The sequence below is a fragment of the Pseudomonas sp. NPDC088885 genome (assembly GCF_044750025.1).
GTDB classification, from domain to species: Bacteria; Pseudomonadota; Gammaproteobacteria; order Pseudomonadales; family Pseudomonadaceae; genus Aquipseudomonas; species Aquipseudomonas rustica.
Genome location: NZ_JBIVJB010000010.1, coordinates 71815 through 95676 on the forward strand (window position 1 = coordinate 71815; position 23862 = coordinate 95676).

At 59.6% G+C, this 23862-nt stretch carries 22 protein-coding genes; 16 read left to right on the forward strand and 6 right to left on the reverse strand.

What is annotated here, in order from left to right:
* Positions 1-127: 127 nt before the first annotated feature.
* Positions 128-907: an ABC transporter substrate-binding protein gene (locus ACIP1X_RS08075; RefSeq protein WP_053119245.1), complete on the reverse strand. Its 780-nt coding sequence runs from the start codon at positions 905-907 to the stop codon at positions 128-130.
* Positions 908-1248: 341 nt separating this feature from the next.
* The gene (locus tag ACIP1X_RS08080; protein ID WP_400750946.1) at positions 1249-1677 is read right to left on the reverse strand and encodes a rhodanese-like domain-containing protein; all 429 of its coding nucleotides are present in this window, start codon (positions 1675-1677) and stop codon (positions 1249-1251) included.
* A gap of 101 nt (positions 1678-1778) precedes the next feature.
* Between ACIP1X_RS08080 and ftrA the strand changes: the two genes are divergently transcribed.
* A complete protein-coding gene (ftrA, locus tag ACIP1X_RS08085; protein WP_400750949.1) occupies positions 1779-2753 on the forward strand; it encodes a transcriptional regulator FtrA in 975 nt (324 codons plus the stop codon).
* Between the two features lie 110 nt (positions 2754-2863).
* Here the strand turns inward: ftrA and cobF are convergent, their stop codons facing one another.
* Both cobF and ACIP1X_RS08095 read right to left on the reverse strand, forming a co-directional pair.
* Positions 2864-3619 carry a precorrin-6A synthase (deacetylating) gene (cobF, locus tag ACIP1X_RS08090; RefSeq protein ID WP_400750952.1) on the reverse strand — a complete coding sequence of 252 codons (756 nt, stop codon included), beginning with the start codon at positions 3617-3619 and terminating at the stop codon, positions 2864-2866.
* Positions 3619-4188, reverse strand: coding sequence for a histidine phosphatase family protein (locus ACIP1X_RS08095; RefSeq protein WP_400750955.1), 570 nt, complete (start codon positions 4186-4188; stop codon positions 3619-3621). Before ACIP1X_RS08095 ends, cobF begins: the two co-directional genes overlap by 1 nt.
* 329 nt (positions 4189-4517) lie before the next feature.
* On the opposite strand from ACIP1X_RS08095, the gene ACIP1X_RS08100 reads away from it, so the two are divergent.
* The 8 genes from ACIP1X_RS08100 (at position 4518) to ACIP1X_RS08135 (ending at position 12991) form a co-directional block, all read left to right on the forward strand.
* Positions 4518-5372, forward strand: a complete 855-nt coding sequence (locus ACIP1X_RS08100) for a MurR/RpiR family transcriptional regulator (RefSeq protein ID WP_159812478.1) — start codon at positions 4518-4520, stop codon at positions 5370-5372.
* A 2-nt stretch (positions 5373-5374) separates the two neighbouring features.
* Positions 5375-6019: an isochorismatase family cysteine hydrolase gene (locus ACIP1X_RS08105; protein WP_400750958.1), complete on the forward strand. Its 645-nt coding sequence runs from the start codon at positions 5375-5377 to the stop codon at positions 6017-6019.
* Complete coding sequence (locus ACIP1X_RS08110; RefSeq protein WP_400750961.1) at positions 6016-7347, forward strand: glutamine synthetase; 1332 nt, start codon at positions 6016-6018, stop codon at positions 7345-7347. The genes ACIP1X_RS08105 and ACIP1X_RS08110 overlap by 4 nt, the downstream gene beginning before the upstream one ends.
* On the forward strand, positions 7331-8083 hold the full coding sequence (locus ACIP1X_RS08115) for an N-formylglutamate amidohydrolase (RefSeq protein WP_212546118.1): 753 nt from the start codon (positions 7331-7333) through the stop codon (positions 8081-8083). The genes ACIP1X_RS08110 and ACIP1X_RS08115 overlap by 17 nt, the downstream gene beginning before the upstream one ends.
* A gap of 79 nt (positions 8084-8162) precedes the next feature.
* Complete coding sequence (locus ACIP1X_RS08120) at positions 8163-9512, forward strand: APC family permease (protein WP_159812482.1); 1350 nt, start codon at positions 8163-8165, stop codon at positions 9510-9512.
* A gap of 118 nt (positions 9513-9630) precedes the next feature.
* Entirely contained in the window at positions 9631-10647 is a 1017-nt protein-coding gene (locus ACIP1X_RS08125) for an arginine N-succinyltransferase (RefSeq protein ID WP_400750964.1), read from the forward strand.
* Positions 10648-10681: 34 nt separating this feature from the next.
* A complete protein-coding gene (gene astA / locus ACIP1X_RS08130; protein ID WP_400750967.1) occupies positions 10682-11716 on the forward strand; it encodes an arginine N-succinyltransferase in 1035 nt (344 codons plus the stop codon).
* A gap of 405 nt (positions 11717-12121) precedes the next feature.
* Entirely contained in the window at positions 12122-12991 is an 870-nt protein-coding gene (locus ACIP1X_RS08135; protein ID WP_053119221.1) for an oxaloacetate decarboxylase, read from the forward strand.
* 170 nt (positions 12992-13161) lie between these two features.
* Here ACIP1X_RS08135 and ACIP1X_RS08140 read toward each other — a convergent pair whose 3' ends face one another.
* The gene (locus tag ACIP1X_RS08140) at positions 13162-14235 is read right to left on the reverse strand and encodes a diguanylate cyclase (RefSeq protein ID WP_400750970.1); all 1074 of its coding nucleotides are present in this window, start codon (positions 14233-14235) and stop codon (positions 13162-13164) included.
* Between the two features lie 273 nt (positions 14236-14508).
* On the opposite strand from ACIP1X_RS08140, the gene ACIP1X_RS08145 reads away from it, so the two are divergent.
* The 6 genes from ACIP1X_RS08145 (at position 14509) to ACIP1X_RS08170 (ending at position 22334) form a co-directional block, all read left to right on the forward strand.
* The gene (locus ACIP1X_RS08145; RefSeq protein WP_400750973.1) at positions 14509-15963 is read left to right on the forward strand and encodes a flavin-containing monooxygenase; all 1455 of its coding nucleotides are present in this window, start codon (positions 14509-14511) and stop codon (positions 15961-15963) included.
* Between the two features lie 21 nt (positions 15964-15984).
* Positions 15985-16914, forward strand: coding sequence for an alpha/beta fold hydrolase (locus ACIP1X_RS08150; RefSeq protein WP_400750976.1), 930 nt, complete (start codon positions 15985-15987; stop codon positions 16912-16914).
* A gap of 183 nt (positions 16915-17097) precedes the next feature.
* Complete coding sequence (gene glcD / locus ACIP1X_RS08155) at positions 17098-18597, forward strand: glycolate oxidase subunit GlcD (protein ID WP_400750979.1); 1500 nt, start codon at positions 17098-17100, stop codon at positions 18595-18597.
* Positions 18597-19637, forward strand: a complete 1041-nt coding sequence (gene glcE / locus ACIP1X_RS08160) for a glycolate oxidase subunit GlcE (RefSeq protein ID WP_400750982.1) — start codon at positions 18597-18599, stop codon at positions 19635-19637. The genes glcD and glcE overlap by 1 nt, the downstream gene beginning before the upstream one ends.
* A 2-nt stretch (positions 19638-19639) precedes the next feature.
* Positions 19640-20860: a glycolate oxidase subunit GlcF gene (gene glcF, locus ACIP1X_RS08165; protein WP_400750985.1), complete on the forward strand. Its 1221-nt coding sequence runs from the start codon at positions 19640-19642 to the stop codon at positions 20858-20860.
* 88 nt (positions 20861-20948) lie between these two features.
* Positions 20949-22334, forward strand: a complete 1386-nt coding sequence (locus tag ACIP1X_RS08170; RefSeq protein ID WP_400750988.1) for a VOC family protein — start codon at positions 20949-20951, stop codon at positions 22332-22334.
* A 93-nt stretch (positions 22335-22427) separates the two neighbouring features.
* Here ACIP1X_RS08170 and ACIP1X_RS08175 read toward each other — a convergent pair whose 3' ends face one another.
* On the reverse strand, positions 22428-23105 hold the full coding sequence (locus ACIP1X_RS08175) for a type 1 glutamine amidotransferase domain-containing protein (RefSeq protein ID WP_400750991.1): 678 nt from the start codon (positions 23103-23105) through the stop codon (positions 22428-22430).
* A gap of 410 nt (positions 23106-23515) precedes the next feature.
* Between ACIP1X_RS08175 and ACIP1X_RS08180 the strand changes: the two genes are divergently transcribed.
* Positions 23516-23862, forward strand: a 347-nt coding sequence (locus tag ACIP1X_RS08180; RefSeq protein ID WP_400750994.1) for an Hcp family type VI secretion system effector, incomplete at its 3' end; no start/stop codon positions are given.

The following is a 23862-nucleotide window of genomic DNA, read 5'->3' on the forward strand; positions in this document are numbered from 1 at the left end:
ACAGTGATGCTGAATGTTAAACCGCTTTCGCGAGCAAGCCCGCTCCCACAGGGGTCTTGCACCGCAAAAAGAACGCGCAAAAAAAGTGGCCACCGCGCAAACGGGGCCACTTTTTTCTTACGGCGTATTAATGACCGTAAACATCAAAGTCGAAGTACTTGTCCTGGACTTTCTTGTACTCGCCATTGGCGCGGATTTCGGTGATGGCTTTGTTGAATTGCTCAGCCAGGGCGGTATCGCCCTTGCGCACGGCAATGCCAGCGCCGCCGCCGAAGTACTTGGCGTCTTCGTAGGTCGGGCCAACGAATTCAAAACCTTTGCCGGCATCGGTTTTCAGGAAACCGTCGCTGAGGTTGACCGAGTCGGCCAGCATGGCGTCGAGACGACCAGAGACGATGTCGAGGTTGGCTTCCTGCTGCGAGCCGTAACGCACCAGATCGATCCCGGCTGGCACCAGCACTTCAGTGGCGTAACGGTCATGAGTACTGGCACGCAGCACGCCGACTTTCTTGCCTTTGAGCTCAGTTAGAGGGTCTTTGACGCCGGAGCCTTCCTTCATCACGAAGCGGGCCGGGGTGTGGTAGTACTTGATGGTGAAATCGACGTTCTTCTTGCGGTCGTCGGTGATGGTCATCGACGACAGAATCGCGTCAATCTTCTTCACTTTCAGCGCCGGGATCAGGCCATCGAACTCTTGCTCAACCCACGTACATTTGACTTTCATCTGCGCGCACAGCGCATCGCCGATGTCCACGTCGAAACCGGTGAGTTTGCCGTCAGGGGTTTTCATCGAGAATGGCGGGTAACCGGCTTCGATACCGATGCGGATCGGTTTGGCGTCTTCGGCCACAGCGGTCAGGGACAACATCGACAGTGCCAGGGCACCGAACATCACTAGCTTCTTCATTTATAACTCCTGTGTGCGGAGGCTTTTATTGGCAGCTTTCGATTCAGCGTTCGGTCATGGCCATTTAGCAGCAAAAACCGAAGAGGCCGGCAGTCTATGGCGGCGCGCACAGGGTAAATTGTGTTTAAGCGACAAATACTTACAGAAGATCAGCGAGTCGATTGACCGAGGTCAAAGGCTGCGCCGTCGTGGTGCGGAGGCTGTAGGACAAGTCCTTTTTCAGAGCAGAAATCTCACAAATCCCCGTGTAGGAGCTGCCGCAGGCTGCGATCTTTTGATCTGGTTTTTTTAGAAGCAAGATCAAAAGATCGCAGCCTTCGGCAGCTCCTACACTGAATGATTCAGCAGGCGCAGTTGATGGGGGTGTTGGCGGGTTGCGCCACGTTTAGTGCAAAGCCCTCATCCAGCCAACCCGTCACGCCGCCGATCATTTCCTTGACCGGATAACCCAACGCCGCCAGTTTCACTGCGGCTTTGTTGGCGCCGTTGCAATGCGGGCCGGCGCAATACACCACAAACAATGTGTTGCTCGGGTAGCCCGCCAAACCCTGAGCCGTCAGCAGCCGTGTCGGCATGTTGATCGCGCCCGGCACATGCCCGCGCTCAAAAGCCAGCGGCCCACGCACGTCGACCAGCACAAAATCGATCTGCCCCGCCTCCTGGCTGCTGAACACGTCGGAACAATCGGTTTCGAAGGTCAGACGGTTGCTGAAATGCATCAAGGCAATCGCCGACGGGGCGGCAGGAATGTCGCGAACCAGGCTGGTCATGGGTATTGCTCCTACGTCTGATGGGGTGTGAACAGACTTTATCGAGCCGGCGCAAATCGCTACAGTGGCGCACAAGACACTCACCGGGAATTTTCCGCCAAATGCCTACTTCACCAGGACTGGTCGCGATTCTGGCCTACGACGGCCTCTGTACCTTCGAGTTCGGCATCGCCGTGGAGATTTTCGGACTGGCGCGGCCGGAGTTCGAATTCCCGTGGTACGAGCACGCGATTGCCGCCGTCGATCAAGGCCCGATGCGTGCAATGGGCGGGATTCAAGTGCTGGCCGATGGTGGCCTGGAGCTGCTCGCCGAGGCGCGCACCATCATCATTCCCGGTTGGCGCGATCGCAATGCCGCGGTGCCGCCGGCCCTGATCGAGGCGTTGCGTCAGGCTCACGCACGCGGTGCGCGACTGCTGTCGATCTGCTCTGGCGTGTTTGTGCTGGCGGCCACTGGCTTGCTCGACGGCCACGGCGCCACCACGCATTGGCGCTACACCGCGGAACTGGCGCAGCACTTTCCGGCGATCGACGTCGACCCGGATGTGCTTTACGTCGACTCCGGCCAGTTGATCACTTCGGCGGGCAGTGCAGCGGGAATCGATGCCTGCCTCCATCTGGTGGCGCGGGACTTTGGTACTCAGGTCGCCAATTCGGTGGCGAGAAGATTGGTGATGTCGCCGCAGCGCACCGGTGGTCAGGCGCAATTCATTCCAACGCCGGTCAGCGCAACGCCGCGCAATGATTTGTCACGGGTGATGCAATGGGCGCGCGAGCGTTTGCATGAGCCGCTGGAAGTGCGTGATCTGGCCAGCGAAGCGGCGATGAGTGAGCGCACGTTTCTGCGGCGTTTTACCGAGGCCAGTGGGCAGTCGCCGAAGGCGTGGTTGCAGCATGAACGACTCGCGCGGGCGCGGGAGTTGCTTGAGAGTACGCCGCACAATACCGATCAGATTGCGTTGCGCTGCGGGTATCGCTCGGTGGAGAGTTTTCGCGTGGCGTTTCGCAGCGTGGTCGGGGTGCCGCCGTCGGTGTATCGGGAGCGGTTTGGGCATGGGGTCAATGCCAGTTCTTGAGGTGTTTTTGAATATGCCTTCGCGGGCAAGCCTTGCTCCTACAAGGGATCGCGGTGATCCTTGTAGGAGCAAGGCTTGCCCGCGAAGAGGCCCGCCCGACCAGCGAAGACCTAAGGCTTCCGTAACAAATAGGTATCCATAATCCACCCATGCTCAGCCCGCGCCGCCTTGCGCACGCGCTCTATCTCGTCAGCCACTTCCCCCAACTTGCCGCTGATCAAAATCTCATCCGGCGTGCCCAGGTAGGCGCCCCAATATATCTGCGTCTGCGGATCCGCCACATGATGGTAGGAATCTTCCGCGTCGAGCATCACCACCAGACTGTCCGTGTCACTCACCTTCCCCGCCGCCAAACGCCGGCCGGTGGTGATTTCGATGGAGCGCCCGATGGTGTTCAACGGCACTTTGTGCTGCGCCGCCAGCGCCTGAACGCTGGTGATCCCCGGAATCACCTTAAACTCGAACTCGCAGCGGCCCTCGGCCAGAATCGATTGCAGAATACGCACGGTGCTGTCGTACAACGCCGGATCGCCCCAGACGAGGAAACCGCCACATTGGCCGTCGGATAATTCTTCGTTGATCATCCGCTCGAAGGTCTGCTGCTTGGCCTGGTTCAAATCCACCACTGCCGAGGTGTAATCGACGTCGCCACGCTCGCGTTCCGGGCAATGCGCTTCGGCGAAGCGATACTCGGGATCGGTGATATAGCGATCGCAGATCTCCCGGCGCAGGTCGATCAGCTTGTCCTTGCTCTGGCCCTTGTCCATCAGGAAGAACACGTCGACCTGATTCAGCGCTTTCACCGCTTGCATGGTGAGGTAGTCGGGATTGCCGGCGCCGATGCCGATGACCAATAGTTGTTTCATCAAAATCTTTCCTCAAGATCAATACCCGGCAAACGCAAACGCCAGATACCGTTAAATCGTAATTCGACCGCCGCCAGCGGTTCGACGTCTATCGCGTTGAAGGCTGCGCCCTGCACCACCTGCATCAGCGCCGCGCGCACGATGTAGGGGTGAGTCACCGCGACGATATGGCCAGGCGTCGCTTTCAATTCGTCCAGCCATTTCGCCACGCGCACAGAGACCTTAACCACCGATTCGCCGCCATGCGGTGCGGCACTCGGGTCTGCCAGCCAGGCTTGCAGCGCTTCGCCTTCCTTATGTTGCAGCTCCTTGATCGACTGACCGTGCCAGCGACCCCAATCGCAATCGCGCAGTGCCTCGTCGATCTGCGCGTTTGCGCCAAACCACGCAGCGGTCTGTTGTGTACGCAATTCCGGGCCACACAGCACACGGGACGCCGTGGCATATCGATCAGCCAGCAAGTCGGACGCCGCCAGCGGATTTTCAACAGACTCGTTTGTAGGAAAACACGCCAATTTCTGTGCGACGGTTCGAGCATGGCAAATCAGAGTCAACCGGGTGGTTTGCACAAGGGATCACTCACTCGAAGGGTCTGAAATGGACTAATGCAATCTTCGCGGGCGGCAATTGTGCCGTAAACAGGGGCTTAGCGGGCAACTCGCTGTTCAGGCATTGATGATCCGCGTCAGCAAATATCGGTAATGTCTGACACAACAATGGGCAATGGACTACAAGCCCAGTCGACCACCGCGTAGACCCTGTTACACGGGCGTTTCGTACCTGTTTCACAGCTTGGCCAACCCACGAAAAATTCGCTAGACATGTAACCTCAGTTACATAAATACTGTTTTGGCGAATTGTGAAGCAAATTCGACAAACCCATCCAGCAGGAGCCCGGATGCCTCCTCTCAGAGACCTGATCACCGATCCCGGCCTGGATCTTACGCCGTCGGAGCGCAAAGTCGTTCGCGCCTTGCTCGATCAGTACCCGCGCAATGGTCTGGGGCCGATGGCACGTCTGGCCGATCATGCCGGCGTCAGTGATCCGACCATCGTCCGTCTGGTGAAAAAACTCGGGTTTGGCAGTTACGCCGAATTCCAGGACGCCCTCCTCAGCGACATGGATCATCGCCTGCGCTCACCGCGCACGCTGTTGCAGCCTCGCGCACAGCAAAACAAGGACGACGCCTGGAGCCATTACCTGGCCGACAGCCATCGATTGCTGGTCGAAACCCAATCGCTGACCCAACCCGAAGACGTGCGCATCCTGACCGACTGGCTGCTCGACGCGCGGCATCAGGTGTATTGCTTTGGCGGCCGTTTCAGCAGCCTGATGGCGACTTACCTGCTCAATCACTTGCGTCTGCTGCGCCCCGGCTGCTTTGCGCTGGAAGACAACGCGCAATTGCCCGACAGGCTGTTCGACCTGCAACGTCAGGACGTCGTCCTGCTGTTCGACTATCGCCGCTATCAAACGCAAGCGCTGCGCGTGGCCACCGCTGCGAAAACCAACAACGCACGGGTGGTGCTGTTCACCGACATTTATGCCTCGCCGCTGCGCGAACTGGCCGACTTGATCATCAGCGCCCCGGTCGAATCAGCCTCGCCGTTCGACACCATGGTGCCGGCGCTGGCCCAGGTCGAGGCGCTGATCGCCTGCCTGACACTGCGCACTGACAACCTCGCCGATCGCCTGGACGGCATCGACGCTTTGCGCAACGACTTCGCCACCCACTTGCTGGAGGATAAATAAGGATGTTCAGCCTTCCCCACCGCTCGCCGCGGGACTTGCCGTTTGTCACCGACCACACCGCGCTGTTGCTGGTGGACATGCAGCGTGCCTGGCTCGAACCGCAGTTCGATCCGCACCTCAACGATCCGGACGCCGAGTACTTCCTGACCCGAACGCATATGCAGGTGGTGCCCAATCAACGGCGCTTGCTCAGTGCCTTTCGTGAAGCGCAGCAGAACGTGCTGCACACCATTATCGAAAGCCTCACCGCCGATGGTCGCGACCGTTCGCTCGACCACAAACTTTCGGACATGCACCTGCCCAAAGGCAGCGTGCAGGCACGAATCATCGAAGACCTGACGCCGGTAGAAAACGAAATCGTTCTGCCGAAAACTTCGTCCGGCGTGTTCAACTCGACCAACATCGACTACGTGCTGCGCAACCTCGAAACCCGTCACCTGATCATCGCCGGCATTGTCACCGATCAATGCGTCGACATGGCCGTGCGCGATGCTGCCGATCGCGGTTATCTGGTCACGCTGGTCGAAGACGCCTGCGCCACTTACAACGCCGAACGGCACAACGCCTGCCTGAACGCGATCAAAGGTTATTGCTGGATCACCGACACCCAAACCGTACTCGGCCGGTTGCAGGAGATGCAGCCATGAGTGCGCGCCTGACGCCGCTGCCGATGACCACCATCGTCACCACCGACCTGATCGGCATCACCCGTGGCCGCTCGTTTCCCACCGATGAGCTTGAGCATTATCAAGCGGCGGGTTGCGGCTGGGTGCCGGCCAACAGTGCGTTGACGCCACAGGACGTTATCGCCTCGACCAATCCATGGGGCGCTTATGGCGACTTGCGGCTGATCCCGGATCTGAGCAGCCGCGTCACCGTCAGCAATGGCCCGGACGCGAGTGCGCCAGCGCTGGACTTCATTCACGGCGATATCCGCGAAACCGATGGACGCCCGTGGGGCGCCTGCCCGCGCACATTATTGCGCGATGAAATCGAACGTTATCACGATGAGTTGGGCTTGCAGGTCAACGCCGCGTTTGAACACGAATTCAACCTTCACGCAGGTGTAGCCGAACACTTGGCGTTCTCCCTCGAAGCCCAGCGTCAAGGTGCCGAATTCGGTGGCTGGTTACTCAGCGCGCTGCGCGCCGGCGGTGTCGAGCCGGAAATGTTCCTGCCCGAATACGGCAAGCATCAATACGAAATCACCTGCCGTCCGACGCTCGGTGTAGCGGCCGCAGACCGCGCGGTGAACGTGCGCGAGATCACCCGGGAGATCGCCCGGCAAATGGGCCTCGACCTGAGTTTCGCGCCGAAAACTGCGGCGGAAGCGGTGTGCAACGGCGTACATCTGCACGTCAGCCTGCTCGATCAGGGCGGTCAGCCGATGCTGTATGACGCTGGCACAAGCAATGGTCTGTCGTCTATCGGCCAGCACTGGGCAGCGGGGGTTCTGCATTACTTGCCGGCACTGTGCGCGTTCACCGCGCCGACGCCGGTTTCGTACGAGCGTTTGCAGCCACATCACTGGAGCGCGTCCTACGCCTGTCTCGGCCAGCAAAATCGGGAAGCGGCGTTGCGCATCTGCCCGACCGTGACTCTCGGCGGCAAATCCGTGGCCCACCAGTTCAATCTCGAATTCCGCGCCATGGACGCCACTGCCTCGCCGCATCTGGCGATGGCCGCCTTGTTGATCGCCGGACGTTTGGGCATCGAACAGCGTCTGGCGCTGAACGCGATCACCGATGGAATTCCCGATTCACTCAACGACGAGCAACGCAAGGCTCGGGGCATTGTCGCCCTGCCCGCCTCGCTGGCGCAGGCACTGGATTGCCTGCGCGACAGTGCAGCTTTCAACGAATGGCTGCCCAAGCCATTGCTCGACACGTACCACGCCCTTAAAACCGAGGAACTGGCGCTGACGGAACAGCTCTCGCCCGCTGACCTGTGTGAGCACTATGCACGCCTGTACTGAATCCGCCGAGCTGGGGTTGTTTACCCGACCGGTCTACAACCTGAGCCGCGCCGACTCGACGCATCCTTTGATTCTGGTGTGCGAGCACGCCAGCCGCTACATCCCCGAAGCCCTGAACAATCTGGGCCTGGATGATGCCGCCGCGCGTGAACACATCGCCTGGGACATCGGTGCGCTGCAACTGGCCGAGCAATTGTCGGAACAACTGGGCGCAACGCTGTTGAGCGCAAACTATTCACGGTTGCTGATAGACCTGAATCGCCCACGCCATGCGCCGGACAGCATTCCGGCACAGAGCGAGATTTATCAGATTCCGGGTAACCGCGAGCTGGACGAAGCCACGCGCGAATACCGGCGTCAGACACTGTTCAAGCCGTTTCATGCGCGTTTGCAGACGCTGATCGATGAACGCGTTGCACAGGGTCAACCGGTGCGCGTGGTGGGGATTCACAGTTTCACCCCAGTGTATTACGGCCAGCCACGACCACTGGAAATCGGCGTGCTGTTCGGTCAAGCAAAGGAGTACGCGCAACGTCTGCTCGACGGCCTCGGCGAACATCCGCTGAAAGTCGCGGGCAATCAGCCGTACAAGATTGATCCACTGGGTGACATGACCGTGCCCGTACACGGCGATGCGCGAGGCCTCGACTCGGTGCTGATCGAGGTGCGCAACGATTTGCTGCGCAGCCCCGAAGCCGTATCGCGCTGGGCCGGATACCTCGCGCCATTGCTGTAACGGAAGACCGCTGAAGCTGTAAACGATGGACCGACATAACAACTAAAACGACCGATTGGCTGACAAGGAGTTGCGCTTCATGGAAATTGAAGAATTCGGCTACAAGCAAGAGTTGAAACGGAGCCTGACGCTCACCGACCTGGTGGTGTACGGGATGATCTTCATGATCCCCATCGCCCCGTTCGGCGTGTACGGCTACGTTAACGCCGAGGCACCGGGGATGGTGCCGCTGGCGTACATCATTGGCATGGTGGCAATGCTGTTCACCGCGCTGAGCTACGGCAGTATGGCCAAGGCTTTTCCGATTGCCGGCTCGGTGTATTCCTACGCGCAACGCGGCCTCAATCAACACGTCGGCTTCATCGCTGGCTGGCTGATGCTGCTCGACTATCTACTGATTCCACCGCTGCTGTACGTCTACGCAGCGATGGCACTCAACCATTTGTATCCGGACATTCCGAAAGTCGGCTTCATTCTGGCGTTCCTGGTCAGCGCGACTTTCGTTAACCTGCGCGGCATCACCTTCACGGCGCGGATGAACATCATTTTTCTGCTGGCACAGTTGGTCGTGCTGGGCATTTTCCTGTTCTACGCGTGGACGGCCCTGCACAACGGTGGCGGTAATGGCGAGCTGACCCTGGCGCCGCTGTACAACCCGGAAACCTTCAACTTTGCCCTGCTGATGCAAGCGGTGTCGATTGCCGTGCTGTCGTTCCTCGGCTTCGACGCGATCTCGACGCTCGCCGAGGAAATCAAAGGTGATCCGGGCAAAAGCGTCGGCAAAGCCGCACTGATCACGCTGATCGTGATGGGGGTGATTTTCGTCGCGCAAACCTGGATTGCCACCGATCTGGCAGCCGGCATGGGCTTCAAATCCGCCGACACCGCGTTCTATGAAATCGCCGAAATCGCCGCTGGCAGCTGGCTGGCAACCGTCACCGGCGTAGCGACTGCATTGGCGTGGGGCGTTGCTGTGGCGATCACCTCGCAAGCCGCTGTGTCGCGTCTGCTGTTTGGCATGGCCCGCGACGGCAAGCTGCCGAAAGTGCTGGCCAAGGTGCATCCGAAACACAACACGCCGTACTTGAGTATCTATCTCGTCGCGGTGCTGTCGCTGCTGATCTGCTACCTGTTCATCAATTCGGTCGACACCCTGACCTCGCTGGTCAACTTCGGCGCACTCAGCGGTTTCATGCTGCTGCACCTGACGGTGATCAATTACTACTGGCGTCGGCAGAAATCCGGCCAGGTTATCCGCCACCTGATCTGCCCGGTGATCGGCTTCATCATCGTCGCGGCCATCATGTACAACATGGGCGTCGATGCACAAAAACTCGGCCTGATCTGGATCGCACTGGGGCTGGTGTACCTGTTCTTTCTCAACAAGCTCGGCGCCAGCACCGCACTGCCCGATCCGAGCAATGGCTGACATAAAAAAGGGCGGCGTCTGACAACAAATCAGGCGACCGCTGATTTCGCGCGTGGAAACCGACAGTGATAGTCAGGTTCGGCGAATTCGCCGAATCTTTTGATACAGGAGTACATCCATGCTGGTCTTACGCCCAGTCGAGATAACCGACCTGCCTCAGTTGCAACAATTGGCCCGCGACAGTCTGGTGGGCGTGACCTCCCTGCCGGATGACAGCGAACGGTTGCGCGAGAAAATCGCCGCGTCCTGCGCTTCGTTTGATCGCGATGCGAGCGCGCACGGCCCGGAGAATTACTTTTTCGTGCTCGAAGATATGGATAACCGGCGCCTCGTCGGTTGCTCCGAGATTGTCTCGACGGCGGGTTTTGATGAACCGTTCTACAGCCTGCGCAATCGCCACTTCACCAGTGCCTCGCGCGAGCTGAACATCGAACACGGCGTGCCGGCGTTGTCGCTGTGCCACGACCTCAACGATCACACCTTGCTGCGCGGTTTCCACATCGACGCGGCGCTGGAGCGCACGCCATTTTCTGAATTGCTCTCGCGAGCGCGGCTGCTGTTTATCGCCGCTCATTCGCAACGTTTTGCCGAGGCAGTGATTACCGAAATCGTCGGTTACAGCGATGCGGACGGCAACTCGCCATTCTGGGATGCACTGGGCAAGCATTTTTTCGACTTGCCCTACGTTGAAGCCGAGCGCCTGTGCGGCTTGCAGAGCCGGCGTTTTCTCGCCGAACTGATGCCGCAATACCCGATTTACGTGCCGATGCTGCCGTTGGCGGCACAGGAATGTATCGGTCGCATCCACCCGGACGGTCAGGAAGCCTTCGACATTCTTCAGCGCGAAGGCTTCGAAACCAATAGCTACATCGACCTGTTCGACGCTGGCCCGACGCTGTACGCGCGCACAGCGAACATTCGCTCGATCACCCATAGCCAGACCGCTCAAGTCCATTCGCAACCACAGATCGATGCGCGTGGCCGTTATCTGCTGAGCAATGACGCGCTGCACGGTTACCGCGCGATTGTCGCCGAACTGGATTATCAGCCAGGGCAACCACTGGCCCTCACCCCGACCCTGTGCGCCGCATTGAACGTGAGCGAAGGCAGCCCGATCCGGCTGATTGCCCTGTGAACCGCCCCAACAGGCGCGTAAAAGGAGTTACCGCATGATTGTCCGCCCGGTCAAAGTCAGCGACCTGCCTGCGTTGATGACGCTGGTTCAACAGGCCGGCCCGGGGTTCACCACCCTGCCGGCCAACGAAGATCGCCTGGCGCACCGGGTGCGCTGGGCACAACGTGCGTTCGCCGAACAGGTGGAACGCGCCGACGCCGACTATCTGTTCGTGCTCGAAGACGATGACCAGCGGGTGATCGGCGTCAGCGCGATGTCGGGCGCGGTCGGTTTGCGCGAGCCCTGGTACAACTATCGCGTTGGTTTGACTGTGAGTTCGGCACCGGATCTGGGGATTCAGCGGCAGATTCCGACGCTGTTCCTCAACAACGAACTGACCGGGCAATCGGAGCTGTGTTCGCTGTTCCTGCGCCATGATCAGCGCACCGGCAGCAATGGACGATTGTTGTCGTTGGGGCGTTTGCTGTTCGTCGCCGAGTTTCCGCATCTGTTTGGCGAAAGGATGATCGCCGAACTACGCGGCAGCGCTGATGAGCAGGGTTGTTCGCCGTTCTGGGACAGTCTGGGGCGACACTTCTTCCAGATGGATTTCACCCATGCCGATCACTTGTCCGGCTTGGGCAACAAATCCTTCATTGCCGAACTGATGCCGCGTCAGCCGCTGTACACCTGCCTGCTCACCGAACAGGCGCAGGCTGCAATCGGTCAGGCGCACCCGAATACCGAGCCGGCACTGAAGATTCTTCAAGCCGAAGGATTTGCGCACAAAGGTTATATCGACATTTTTGACGGCGGCCCGGTGATTGAGGCGCCGATCCGCAACATCCGCACCGTGCGCGACAGCCTGGAACTGACCTTGAGCCTTGGCACGCCAGATGAGCAGGCGCCGTTGTGGCTGATCCACAACCGTCGTCTGGAAAACTGCCGCATCACCGTCGCCCGTGGTCGCCGCGTCGGCAGCAGCCTGGTGATCGACCGCCTCACGGCGCAACGTTTGCAACTGCAACCGGGCAATTCGGTACGCGCGGTGATGCTGCCGAATCAACAGCAGCAGGCTGTGGCTGCCTGACAATCCGCCATAGTGGTATATGTGCCAGGAGACCCCTGTGGCGAGGGGATTTATCCCCGCTGGGCTGCGAAGCGGCCCCAAAACCAGCCACCTCTTTCCCCCTGATGTACCGCATTTACCGGTCTTACGACTGCTTCGCAGCCGATCGGGGATAAATCCCCTCGCCACAATAATTTCCACACCTCACAAATCTTCTCCCCCCAGAAATCCTCCCTGAACAGATAATTGCTTCAGCACAGACAAATCCCCTGCCCACAGGTGATACCTTTCAGCAAACGGCTCCCCGCCTGACCAGCCGCGCAAATTCGTCATGATCCTTGACCCATTCGCGTGATAGCCTTTTAAACCTTCGGCGTTGACACATTTGCTCAAGCCTTTCCATTCCTTTGTATTGGTGGAACTCGTATGTCCAGGCTTTCTCATCAAGATTTGCGCCGTAACTTCCGTCAGTTGCTGGCCTCCGACACTTGCTACCACACAGCATCGGTGTTCGACCCGATGTCGGCCCGCATCGCCGCTGACCTGGGTTTTGAAGTGGGGATTCTCGGTGGTTCCGTGGCCTCGTTGCAGGTGCTCGGTGCCCCTGACTTTGCCCTGATCACCCTCAGCGAGTTCGCCGAGCAGGCCACCCGTATCGGCCGCGTTGCGCAATTGCCGGTAATCGCCGACGCCGACCACGGCTACGGCAACGCCCTCAACGTGATGCGCACCATCGTTGAACTGGAACGCGCCGGCGTCGCCGCCCTGACCATCGAAGACACCTTGCTGCCCGCGCAATTCGGCCGTAAATCCACCGACCTGATCACCGTGGCCGAAGGCGTCGGCAAGATTCGCGCGGCACTGGAAGCCCGGGTCGACACGGAAATGGCCATTATTGCCCGCACCAACGCCGGCATCCTGCCAAACCAGGAAATCATCAGCCGCACCAAGCAATACCAAGCGGCGGGCGCTGACGGCATCTGCATGGTTGGCATTCAAGACTTCGATCAACTGGAACAGATCGCCGAACACCTGACCGTGCCGCTGATGCTGGTCACCTACGGCAACCCGGCGCTGCGCGACGACAAGCGTCTGGCCGAGCTCGGCGTGCGCGTGACCATCGACGGTCATGGCGCGTACTTTGCGGCGATCAAAGCGACGTACGACAGCCTGCGCGAACAGCGGCAGATTTTCACTCAGGCATCGGATCTGAGCGCGACCGAATTGACGCACACCTATACCCAGCCTGAGGAATACATCCTGTGGGCTAAGGAATACATGAGTGTCAAAGAGTAAAGCGCTGGGTCGGCTGGCCCCTTCGCGAGCAAGCTCGCTCCCACATTGGAACGCGGTCAACTGTGGGAGCGGGCTTGCTCGCGAAGGCGACGTGTCAGGCACAATTTGAGCGTCTGACCCACCGCATTCGCGAGCAAGCCCGCTCCCACAAGGGTAATGCGCTGCAGCTATCAGACCGAATCAAGCAACTCGTGTCGCGGTTTGCTATCGCAATTGCAGATCACCCGATTGCGCCCGCCCGCCTTCGCTTCATACAGCGCCTGATCGGCATCATTGAGCCAACGGGTCGCATCGGCATGCGCGGGGTCGTAAGCCGCCAGGCCGATACTCAAACTGACCTTCAGCGCCGGATTCTGCTCATAAACCATCGTGGCAAAACGCTCGCGCAACGCCTCCATCGCCTGCGCGGCATTGAACAGCGGCAAGTCCGGAAGAATCACACAGAACTCATCACCGCCATAACGCCCGGCGACATCAGTGGAGCGCAGGTTCTGCTTGAGCATTTTGCTCAACTGCCGCAACACAATATCCCCCGCCACATGGCCGTAGGTGTCGTTGATCGACTTGAAATGATCGATATCGATCAAGGCAATCGCCGCGCCCTGAGTTTGCCGCTTGCAACGTTGAAACATGCTGTCCAGTTGATCCTTCCAGGCGCCGTGATTGAGCAGCCCGGTAAGGCTGTCGGTGCGGCTCAGGGCCAGCAGTTCGCGTTTGTGCTGCCCCAGCGTGTAGGCCTGACGGAAACAGATCCAGCCCAACGCCAGCGGATACAGCATCAGCAGCGGCAAGCAGGCGTAAAGTTGTGTGGGAGAAGTCACAGCAACAAATGCCGGGGCAAACACCACAAGACCAACGCCAACCCCGAGAATCTGCGCCGCCAGGCCCGCCAGCAGAAAACGCACCCCGCCGATGGCGACGTTGTTCATGGCCATCATCGAAACGGTGGTGGCGCTGGGCAGCGGATTGAAATGCATCGCCGCGACCCAAAAGCCGCCGAAAAAGGCGTCGATCAATAAATTACGGTGTTCCGCGTGATACGGCGTGGGTGAACGTCGCGCCCATTGAAACGCCAGATGCGGCCAGACGGCCCCGTTGATCAACATCACCGCCCACACCCAGGCCGGCGGATCGAGCGGAAACATCGCCACACTGACGCAAACAAGCCCCAGCGCCAGCCCAATGGTGCGCGATGTATAAAGCCTCCTGGCCAATGAAAGTCCTTTTCCCCCGGTGTTTCCCATAAGGGCCTCGATGACTCGACGGAACCTGCGCACAGCATTGAATAGATGTGCTGGGAGTCTATCAGGGCAACGTTAAATAGCCATCACCGGCCAGCGGCCACAAAACGGCAACAACACACTCCCTGTAGGAGCTGCGGCACGCTGCGATCTTTTGATCCTGGCTCTGACAATCAAAAGATCGCAGCCTCGTTTCACTCGACAGCTCCTACAGGCCGAATATTTGGCTATACATGAAAGGAGCAAAACGGAAAAACAACTATAAGAAGGAGGCCCATGCGCAGTTATCAAGTGTTGATCATCGGCAGCGGTTTTGGCGGCCAGTGCGCGGCGGTCAATTTGCTCAAGGCCGGGATCGACGATTTTCGCATGCTGGAGCGACGCGATTTTTTCGGCGGTACCTGGTGCCAGAACACCTACCCCGGCGCAGCGGTGGATGTGCCGTCGCCGCTGTATTCCCTGTCGTTTGCGCCGTATCGCTGGTCGCAGATGTTTGCCGGGCAGGCCGAATTACAGCGTTACACCGAACACGTGATCGACCAGTTCGACCTGCGCGAGCGCGTGGAACTGCAGGCGAATGTCGAGCGCGTCGAGTGGGATGAGCTGGAAAAACGCTGGACGGTCTACACCAGCGCCAAAGGCATTTACTACGCGCAGTTCCTGATCAACGCCTCTGGCCCGCTGAGCCAACCGGTGATCCCACACTTTGCGGGGCAGGATCGCTTTCAGGGCAAGACATTTCATACAAACAATTGGGATCACGACTACGACTATCCCGGTAAACGCGTCGCCATCATTGGCAGCGGTGCGAGCGCGGCGCAGGTGATTCCGGCGATTGCTCCGGAGGTCGAGCATTTACACGTTTTCCAGCGCACGCCGCACTGGGTATTACCCCGCGCGGATCGCGTTTTCGGGCCGCTTCAACGTTGGTTGCTCGGCATCAAACCCGCCTACAAGCTGCTGAGATGGCTGATTTACTGGCAATTCGAAACCCGGGTCATCGCTTTCAAATACTCGAAACCGGCGATTCACATGGTGCAAAAGCAAGCGTTGAAGTTTCTCAAACGCCAGGTGCCTGACCCGGTGCTGCGCGAAAAACTCACGCCCGACTTCACCATCGGTTGCAAACGGGTGTTGGTCTCCAGCACCTATTACCCGGCGCTGACTCGCCCTAACGTGACGCTGCACAGCCGCGAACATGGCATCGCCTCAATCGATGAAAGCGGGATCAACAAGGTTGATGGCCAACACATCGATGTGGATCTGATCGTCTGGTCGACCGGTTACGACGCCACCGACGGCGTTATTTCCTACCCCGTCAGCGGCAAAAACGCTGTGCAACTCAGAGATGTCTGGGCCGAATATCCCCGCGCGTACCTCGGCACCAGCCTGCCGGACTTTCCCAACCTGTTTATCGTCACCGGGCCGAACACCGGCATTGGCCATACATCGGCGCTGTTCATCATCGAATCGCAGATGAACTACATCATCGACTGCATAAGAACGCTCAAAACCAAAGGTTTGCGCAGCATCGAAGTGCGCCCCGAAGCGGAACGTACCTACACTGAGATGATCCATCGGGAGATGGAGCGCACGGTCTGGAAGTCCGGCGGTTGCCACAGTTGGTATCAAAGCAAGAGCGGTCATGTGATCGCGATGTTTCCCGGCTTCAGTTTCAGCTATTACCGGTTGACCCGGGCGCTGAAACCGGCCGACCACATTCTGTCCTGAACACGTAAAAGGAAGACGTCGATGCTTTTGCTGTTTGTCGCCCTCGCAGTATTCGTGGCCTGGAGCTGGTTGAGTTACCCGGCGGTCGGCCATTGGTTGTACGACCTGAGCATGGCCATCGAGGCCAAGTTGTACAAGTTGCACAAAATCGAAGTGCCGATCGCCGAGATGACGGTGTCGACCTGGCAGGGTGGGCCTTATGAAGCGTCCAGCGCGATCCTGATGTTGCACGGCTACAGCGCCGACAAGAATTTGTGGCTGCGCTTCGCCCGGCATTTTGTCCGGCAGTATCGAGTGATCATTCCGGACTTGGCCGGCCATGGCGAAACTGGCTTCAAGGCTGGCGGCGGTTATGACATTCCGCTGCAAGCCAAACGCATGATTCAGTTGCTCGACGTCTGCGGCGTGGAGAAAGTCCATGTGATCGGCAACTCGATGGGCGGCTACATTGCGGCGTGGCTGGCGGCGACGTACCCGGATCGCATCGCCTCGGTGGCGTTGATTGACCCGGCCGGCGTCACGGCACCGCAGGCCAGCGACATGGAGCGGCACTTGGCGCGCGGGCATAACCCGTTTCTGATTAACTCTCGCGAAGAGTTCAAAAACTTCTACGCGATGACCATGGAATCGCCGCCGTGGGTGCCGAAACTGGTGCTCGACGCCATCGCTCAGCGCTACGAACAAAATCGCGATGACCTCGAAGAAATCTTCCGCGACTTCCGCGCCAGCCCGCCGATGGAACCGAAACTCGCTGACATCAAATGCCCGGCGCTATTGCTCTGGGGGCGCAAGGACCGGCTGATCGACGTCAGCAGCGTGCCGGTCTGGAGCAAGGGCATCGCCAATTTGCGCGTGGACGTGTGGGATAACGTCGGGCACATGCCGATGGTTGAGCAGCCGTCGAATACCGCGCGGTTGTATCGGGAGTTTTTGGGTAATCAACGCGCATGAATGTAATCAACCCATTCCTGTGGCGAGGGGATTTATCCCCGTTGGGCTGCGAAGCGGCCCCAGCTCTTCCATTGAGGGGTATCAGACACACCGGACTCTCAGGATTGGGGCCGCTGCGCGACCCAACGGGGATAAATCCCCTCGCCACAGGGGAAAGTGTTCATCCAAGGAGCTGGGGGTGAGATGAACATTCTTTATGACGAACGCCTCGACGGCGCGCTGCCGGACGTTAATAAAGTCCAACTGTTGAAAACCCTGCAACAAGCCATCCCCGATCTCGACATTTTGTGGCGCGAAGAAGAACTCAAACCCTACGAATGCGACGGCCTCTCCGCCTACCGCACCACGCCAATGCTGGTCGCCCTGCCCCGGCGAATCGAGCAAGTGCAAACCCTGCTCAAACTCTGCCACCAAAACAACGTCCCGGTGGTCGCTCGCGGCGCCGGCACCGGCTTATCCGGCGGCGCCCTGCCGCTGGAAAAAGGCCTGCTGCTGGTGATGGCACGCTTCAACAACATCCTGCACATTGACCCCGCCGCCCGTACCGCGCGGGTTCAACCCGGGGTGCGCAATCTGGCGATTTCCCAGGCCGCCGCGCCGTTCGGTTTGTATTACGCGCCGGATCCATCCTCGCAAATCGCCTGTTCCATCGGCGGCAACGTCGCCGAAAACGCTGGCGGCGTGCATTGCCTCAAATACGGCCTGACCGTGCACAACCTGCTGAAAATCGAAGTGCTGACCATCGAAGGCGAACGCCTGACCCTCGGCACCGACGCCCTCGACTCGCCAGGTTTCGACCTGCTCGCGCTGTTCACCGGCTCCGAAGGTTTGCTCGGGATCATCACCGAAGTCACGGTCAAACTGCTGCCCAAACCGCAAGTGGCGAAAGTGCTGCTGGCCAGTTTCGATTCGGTGGAAAAGGCTGGCCGCGCGGTCGCTGAAATCATCGCGGCGGGGATCATTCCCGGTGGCCTGGAAATGATGGACAACCTCGCCATCCGCGCCGCCGAAGACTTTATCCACGCCGGTTATCCGGTGGATGCCGAGGCGATTCTGCTGTGTGAACTCGACGGGGTCGAAGCCGACGTCCACGACGATTGCCAACGCGTGCGCGAGGTCATGAATCTGGCCGGCGCCACCGAAGTGCGCCAGGCCCGCGACGAGGCTGAGCGCGTGCGTTTCTGGGCCGGACGCAAAAATGCCTTCCCGGCGATCGGTCGGCTGTCACCCGATTATTACTGCATGGACGGCACCATCCCGCGCCGCGAATTGCCCGGCGTTTTGCAAGGTATCGCCCGCCTCGGCGAAGAATACGGCTTGCGCGTGGCCAACGTGTTCCATGCCGGCGATGGCAACATGCACCCGCTGATCCTGTTCGACGCCAACCAACCCGGCGAACTGCATCGCGCCGAAGCCTTGGGCGGCAAAATTCTCGAACTGTGCGTGCAGGTCGGCGGCAGCATCACCGGCGAACACGGTGTCGGCCGCGAGAAAATCAATCAGATGTGCGCGCAATTCAACAGCGAAGAACTGAGCCTGTTTCACGCGGTAAAAGCCGCGTTCGACCCGAAAGGCCTGCTCAACCCCGGCAAAAACATTCCGACTCTGCACCGTTGCGCCGAATTCGGTGCGATGCACATTCACGCCGGGCAACTGCCCTTCCCCGAACTGGAGCGTTTCTGATGGCTGACGTCGACGCCTTGCTCGATCAGGTCAACGAAGCGCGGGCCAATGCCACACCGCTGAAAATCCAGGGTGGCAACAGCAAGGCGTTTCTCGGTCGCGAGGTGGCCGGTGAAGTGCTCGACACCCGCGCGCATCGCGGCATCGTGGCTTACGACCCCACCGAACTGGTGATCACTGCGCGCGCCGGCACGCCGTTTTCCGAACTGCTCGCGACGCTGGATGAAAATGGGCAAATGCTGCCATGCGAACCGCCGTCGTTCGCCGACAGCGCCACGGTCGGCGGAATGATCGCGACAGGATTGTCCGGGCCTCGGCGACCGTGGTCGGGTTCAGTGCGGGATTTCGTGCTTGGCACGCGCGTTATCACCGGCCTCGGTCAGCATGTGCGTTTCGGCGGTGAAGTGATGAAAAACGTTGCCGGATATGACCTGTCGCGGCTGATGGCCGGCAGTTTCGGCTGCCTCGGCGTGCTCACCGAGGTCTCGCTGAAGGTTCTGCCCAAACCCCGCCAATGCCTGAGCATTCGCCTCGATATCGACTGTGCGCGGGCGCTGGCCAAACTGGCCGAGTGGGGCCAGCAACCGTTGCCGATCAGCGCCGCGTGTCACGATGGCGAAAGCCTTTATTTGCGTCTTGAGGGCGGCGAAGGCTCGGTGACGGCGGCGCATCAACGCCTCGGTGGCGAGGCGTTGGACTCCATGTTCTGGCGGAATTTAAATGAACAGCGCCTGAGCTTTTTCGACGAAGGCCAGCCGCTGTGGCGCCTGTCGCTACCAAACAATCTCGGGCCGCTGGACTTGCCCGGCGAGCAACTGATCGACTGGGCCGGCGCGCAACGCTGGCTGAAATCCTCCAGCGCCGACATTCATGCCCTCGCCCAGTCACTCGGCGGCCATGCGACCTGCTTCACCCATGGCGCCAGCGAATCACCGTTTCAGCCTTTGCCCGCGACATTGCTGCGCTATCACCGACAACTCAAAGCGCAACTTGACCCGCAAGGGCTGTTCAACCCAGGGCGGATGTACGCGGAGTTCTAGCCATGCAAACCACCCTCAGCGAACAATCGCGACAGTTGCCCCGCGCCGCCGAGGCGGAAAAAATCCTGCGCACCTGTGTGCATTGCGGTTTCTGTAACGCGACGTGCCCGACCTATCAATTGCTCGGCGACGAACTCGACGGCCCGCGCGGGCGCATCTACCTGATCAAGCAGGTGCTCGAGGGCGCGCCGCCAACCGCGCAGACACAACTGCATCTGGATCGCTGCCTGTCGTGCCGCAACTGCGAAACCACCTGCCCGTCCGGCGTCGACTATCACAACTTGCTCGACATCGGTCGCGCGGTGGTCGACCACGCGGTGCCGCGCCCGGCGGCTCAACGTCTATTACGCGAAGGCCTACGCGCATTGGCGCCGAATCCGCGACTGTTCAAAGGACTGCTGCGGGTTGGCACAACGTTTCGCCCGCTGCTGCCGCGCTTGCTTGAGAGCAAACTGCCGCAGCATCTGTTGGTCAACGGTTCGCGCCCTGCCCCTCGGCATGCTCGCCGTGTGTTGTTGCTCGAAGGCTGCGTGCAACCGGGTTTGTCGCCGAACACCAACGACGCGACGGCGCGGGTGCTGGATCGCTTGGGCATCAGCGTCACGCCGGTGGCCGAGGCCGGTTGTTGCGGTGCGCTGGATTATCACCTCGACGCCCAAGCCAAAGGCCTCGCCCGCGCCCGACAGAACATCGACGCGTGGTGGCCACATCTGCAAAACGGCGCCGAAGCAATTGTGCAAACGGCCAGCGGCTGCGGCGCGTTCATCAAGGATTACGGGCATTTGCTGGCGGACGATCCGGGCTACGCGGCGAAAGCGCAGCGCATCAGCGAAATGGCCGTGGATCTGGTGCAGATCCTCGGCGATGAACCGCTGGAGCAAGTGTGTTCCGCCAGCGAACGACGCATCGCCGTGCATTGCCCGTGCACCTTGCTGCACGCGTTGAAACTCGGCGGCACCGTGGAAGCAGTCTTGTCCCGCATCGGTTTCAACCTCACCGCGGTTCCCGATGGCCATTTGTGCTGCGGTTCAGCAGGGACTTACTCATTGACCCAACCGGTGCTGGCCCGGCAACTGCGCGACAACCGCCTCAATGCGCTGGAGAGCGGCCGTCCTGAGCTGATCGTCACCTCAAACATTGGCTGCCAAAGCCACTTGGCCAGCGCCGGCCGCACGCCAGTCATGCACTGGATCGAACTGGTGGATCAGTCGTTGGCAGAATGAAGTTCGTAGGATTCTTCGTTTGCCGACGTAGGCGAAGGCTGCGATCTTTTCATCTATCCAATACGTGACCGTGGCAGGAATTTTTTTCATGACCGTGCAGCCGTTCGTCAGCCCCGACCTGATCCGCCAACGCTTCTCCAAAGCGATGTCCGACATGTACCGAGAAGAAGTGCCGCTGTACGGCGCGCTGATGGAATTGGTCGAACAGACTAATCGCAGCGTTCTTGACCGGGACACGCAAATTGCCCGGCAACTGGAAAGTACCGGCGAAATCGAACGTCTGGACATGGAACGTCACGGCGCAATCCGTGTCGGCACCGCGACCGAACTGGCCACCCTCGCCCGCCTGTTTGCGGTAATGGGCATGCAACCGGTGGGTTATTACGATCTGACGCCGGCGGGTGTGCCGGTGCATTCCACGGCGTTTCGCGCGGTGCATGAGGATTCGCTGCAAGTCAGCCCGTTCAGGGTCTTCACGTCGTTGCTGCGACTGGAATTGATCAACGATCCCGAGCTGCGCACCTTCGCTGAGTCCGTGCTGACCAAGCGTTCGATCTTTACCCCTACGGCGTTGCGCCTGATTTCCGAGGCAGAAACGGCGGGTGGACTGATGGAAAGCGAAGCGCAGGAATTCGTCCTACAGGCATTGGAAACTTTTCGCTGGCATCACAGCGCAACGGTCACCGCCGCGCAGTACCAGACGCTCAGCGCCCAACATCGTTTGATCGCCGACGTGGTTGCCTTCAAAGGCCCGCACATCAACCATCTGACCCCGCGCACGCTGGACATCGACCGCGTGCAAGAGCAAATGCCCGCCCATGGCATCACCCCGAAAGCCGTGATCGAAGGCCCGCCGCGCCGGCAGTGCCCGATCCTGCTGCGCCAGACCAGTTTCAAAGCGCTGGATGAGCCAATCGCCTTCACCGATCAAGACGAAACCCAAGGCAGCCACAGCGCGCGATTCGGCGAAATCGAACAGCGCGGTGCAGCACTCACACCCAAGGGTCGCGCCCTGTATGACTTACTGTTGAATGCTGCTCGCGATGAACTGGGGGACTTCCCCAACGAAGCCAACGCCGCACGCTACAACGCGCTGATGACTCAGCACTTTGGCGAATTTCCTGACAGCGTCGAGGGCATGCGCGAACAAGGTTTGGCGTATTTTCGCTATTTCGTTACGGATAAGGGACTTGCGGCGCAAGGACTTGGCGACGCGTCACTGGAGCAATTACTGCGCGATGGCTACGTGAAAGCAGAACCGCTGGTGTACGAAGATTTCCTGCCGGTTAGCGCTGCGGGGATTTTTCAGTCAAACCTTGGCGATGCCGCGCAAACGCACTATGGCGAGCATTCCAATCGGCAGGCATTCGAACAGGCACTGGGCCGCGCGACCATCGACGAGTTGGGCTTATATGCCGAAACCCAAAAGCGCTCAATTGATGAGAGCCTGGCCGCGCTTTCGGGTAACCGCTGAAAAGATCGCAGCCTGCGGCAGCTCCTACATTTTGCTGCGCACTCCCCCTGCAGGAGCTGCCGAAGGCTGCGATCTTTTGATCTTAAAAAAACCTCAGCGCAATCTCGAAAGCAACGCAAACGCCGTCTCTTCAGAAGAAGCCGGATTCTGCCCCGTCAGCAACAACCCATCCTCACGGGTGTAGACCGACCAATCCGGCCCTTTCGAAAAAATCCCGCCCTTGGCCTTCAACTCATCTTCAACCAAAAACGGCACCACATTCGTCAACTGCACCGCCTCTTCCTCACTGTTGGTAAACCCGGTCACCTGCTTACCCTTGACCAGCGGTTTACCGTCAGGCCCCTTGGCATGACGCAACACGCCCGGCGCATGACACACCGCCGCCACCGGTTTGCCCGCGTTATAAAACGCCTCGATCAACGCGATGGAATGACGATCCTCGGCCAGATCCCACAGCGGCCCATGACCGCCCGGGTAAAACACCGCATCGAAATCCGCCGCTTTCACAGAGCCCAGTTTCACCGTCGAAGCCAACGCCGACTGCGCCGCAGAATCCTTGCGAAAGCGCCCGGTCGCTTCAGTCTGCGCGTCCGGCTCGTCGCTCTTGGGATCCAGCGGCGGCTGACCGCCCTTGGGCGAGGCCAGTGTCAGCTGCGCGCCGGCATCCTTGAACACGTAATACGGGGCAGCGAACTCCTCCAGCCAGAAGCCGGTTTTCTTGCCGGTGTCGCCCAATTGATCGTGGGAGGTCAGAACCATCAGAATTTTCATGTCGTTCGGTCTCACTCGGTTTGAGGAATTTTCAGACGCAGGTCTGCGGGTGTGAGTGATTGACCCTCAGTAACGCAGGATCGTTTCAAATGAGCGGGTGATGGCATCAGGCCTTGATGCGCAAGAAGTTGCGCACTTGTTGATGATCCGCGGTCATCAATCCCGCTACACACTAGAGGCGACAAGGGCTTCAGGCGAGTGCGCAAGAAGTTGCGCACCACTGCGCAACTTCTTGCGCACATTCGCCATGAATCACCGTAAGTCATCCTGAATTCAGCTCTGCGCATTAGCGAACTCCCCGGTTTCACTGGCTCTAAAACCTGTTGGCACGCTCCTTGATAACAGTCATGCACCCACCGGGCGTTTTCGCCTCCGGGCACCTAAACTTTATTCCGCAAGGAGAGCACCCCATGGCAACACCAGCGTACATGTCGGTTACCGGCGAAAAACAAGGCCTGATCACTGCCGGCGCCTTCACCGCCGACTCCGTTGGCAACACCTACCAGGAAGGCCACGAAGACCAGGTTATGGTTCAGGCTTTCAGCCACGACGTGATCATCCCGCGTGACCCACAATCCGGTCAGCCAACCGGTCAGCGCGTTCACAAGCCAGTTGTGATCACCAAGGTCTACGACAAGGCTTCGCCTCTGCTGCAAGCTGCTCTGACCTCCGGCGAGCGCATGAGCGAAATCGTTATCCAGTGGTTCCGTACTTCGGCTCAAGGTACCCAAGAGCACTACTACACCACCAAACTGGA

Coding starts and splice junctions, on each gene's coding strand:
- ACIP1X_RS08115 (WP_212546118.1), top strand. CDS start 7,331: ATGCACGCCTGTACTGAATCCGCCGAGCTGGGGTTGTTTACCCGACCG.
- glcE (WP_400750982.1), top strand. CDS start 18,597: ATGGCTGACGTCGACGCCTTGCTCGATCAGGTCAACGAAGCGCGGGCC.
- ACIP1X_RS08080 (WP_400750946.1), bottom strand. CDS start 1,677: ATGACCAGCCTGGTTCGCGACATTCCTGCCGCCCCGTCGGCGATTGCC.
- cobF (WP_400750952.1), bottom strand. CDS start 3,619: ATGAAACAACTATTGGTCATCGGCATCGGCGCCGGCAATCCCGACTAC.
- ACIP1X_RS08170 (WP_400750988.1), top strand. CDS start 20,949: ATGACCGTGCAGCCGTTCGTCAGCCCCGACCTGATCCGCCAACGCTTC.
- ACIP1X_RS08075 (WP_053119245.1), bottom strand. CDS start 907: ATGAAGAAGCTAGTGATGTTCGGTGCCCTGGCACTGTCGATGTTGTCC.
- ACIP1X_RS08150 (WP_400750976.1), top strand. CDS start 15,985: ATGCTTTTGCTGTTTGTCGCCCTCGCAGTATTCGTGGCCTGGAGCTGG.
- glcF (WP_400750985.1), top strand. CDS start 19,640: ATGCAAACCACCCTCAGCGAACAATCGCGACAGTTGCCCCGCGCCGCC.
- glcD (WP_400750979.1), top strand. CDS start 17,098: ATGAACATTCTTTATGACGAACGCCTCGACGGCGCGCTGCCGGACGTT.
- astA (WP_400750967.1), top strand. CDS start 10,682: ATGATTGTCCGCCCGGTCAAAGTCAGCGACCTGCCTGCGTTGATGACG.
- ftrA (WP_400750949.1), top strand. CDS start 1,779: ATGCCTACTTCACCAGGACTGGTCGCGATTCTGGCCTACGACGGCCTC.
- ACIP1X_RS08110 (WP_400750961.1), top strand. CDS start 6,016: ATGAGTGCGCGCCTGACGCCGCTGCCGATGACCACCATCGTCACCACC.
- ACIP1X_RS08175 (WP_400750991.1), bottom strand. CDS start 23,105: ATGAAAATTCTGATGGTTCTGACCTCCCACGATCAATTGGGCGACACC.
- ACIP1X_RS08100 (WP_159812478.1), top strand. CDS start 4,518: ATGCCTCCTCTCAGAGACCTGATCACCGATCCCGGCCTGGATCTTACG.
- ACIP1X_RS08125 (WP_400750964.1), top strand. CDS start 9,631: ATGCTGGTCTTACGCCCAGTCGAGATAACCGACCTGCCTCAGTTGCAA.
- ACIP1X_RS08145 (WP_400750973.1), top strand. CDS start 14,509: ATGCGCAGTTATCAAGTGTTGATCATCGGCAGCGGTTTTGGCGGCCAG.
- ACIP1X_RS08135 (WP_053119221.1), top strand. CDS start 12,122: ATGTCCAGGCTTTCTCATCAAGATTTGCGCCGTAACTTCCGTCAGTTG.
- ACIP1X_RS08120 (WP_159812482.1), top strand. CDS start 8,163: ATGGAAATTGAAGAATTCGGCTACAAGCAAGAGTTGAAACGGAGCCTG.
- ACIP1X_RS08105 (WP_400750958.1), top strand. CDS start 5,375: ATGTTCAGCCTTCCCCACCGCTCGCCGCGGGACTTGCCGTTTGTCACC.
- ACIP1X_RS08140 (WP_400750970.1), bottom strand. CDS start 14,235: ATGGGAAACACCGGGGGAAAAGGACTTTCATTGGCCAGGAGGCTTTAT.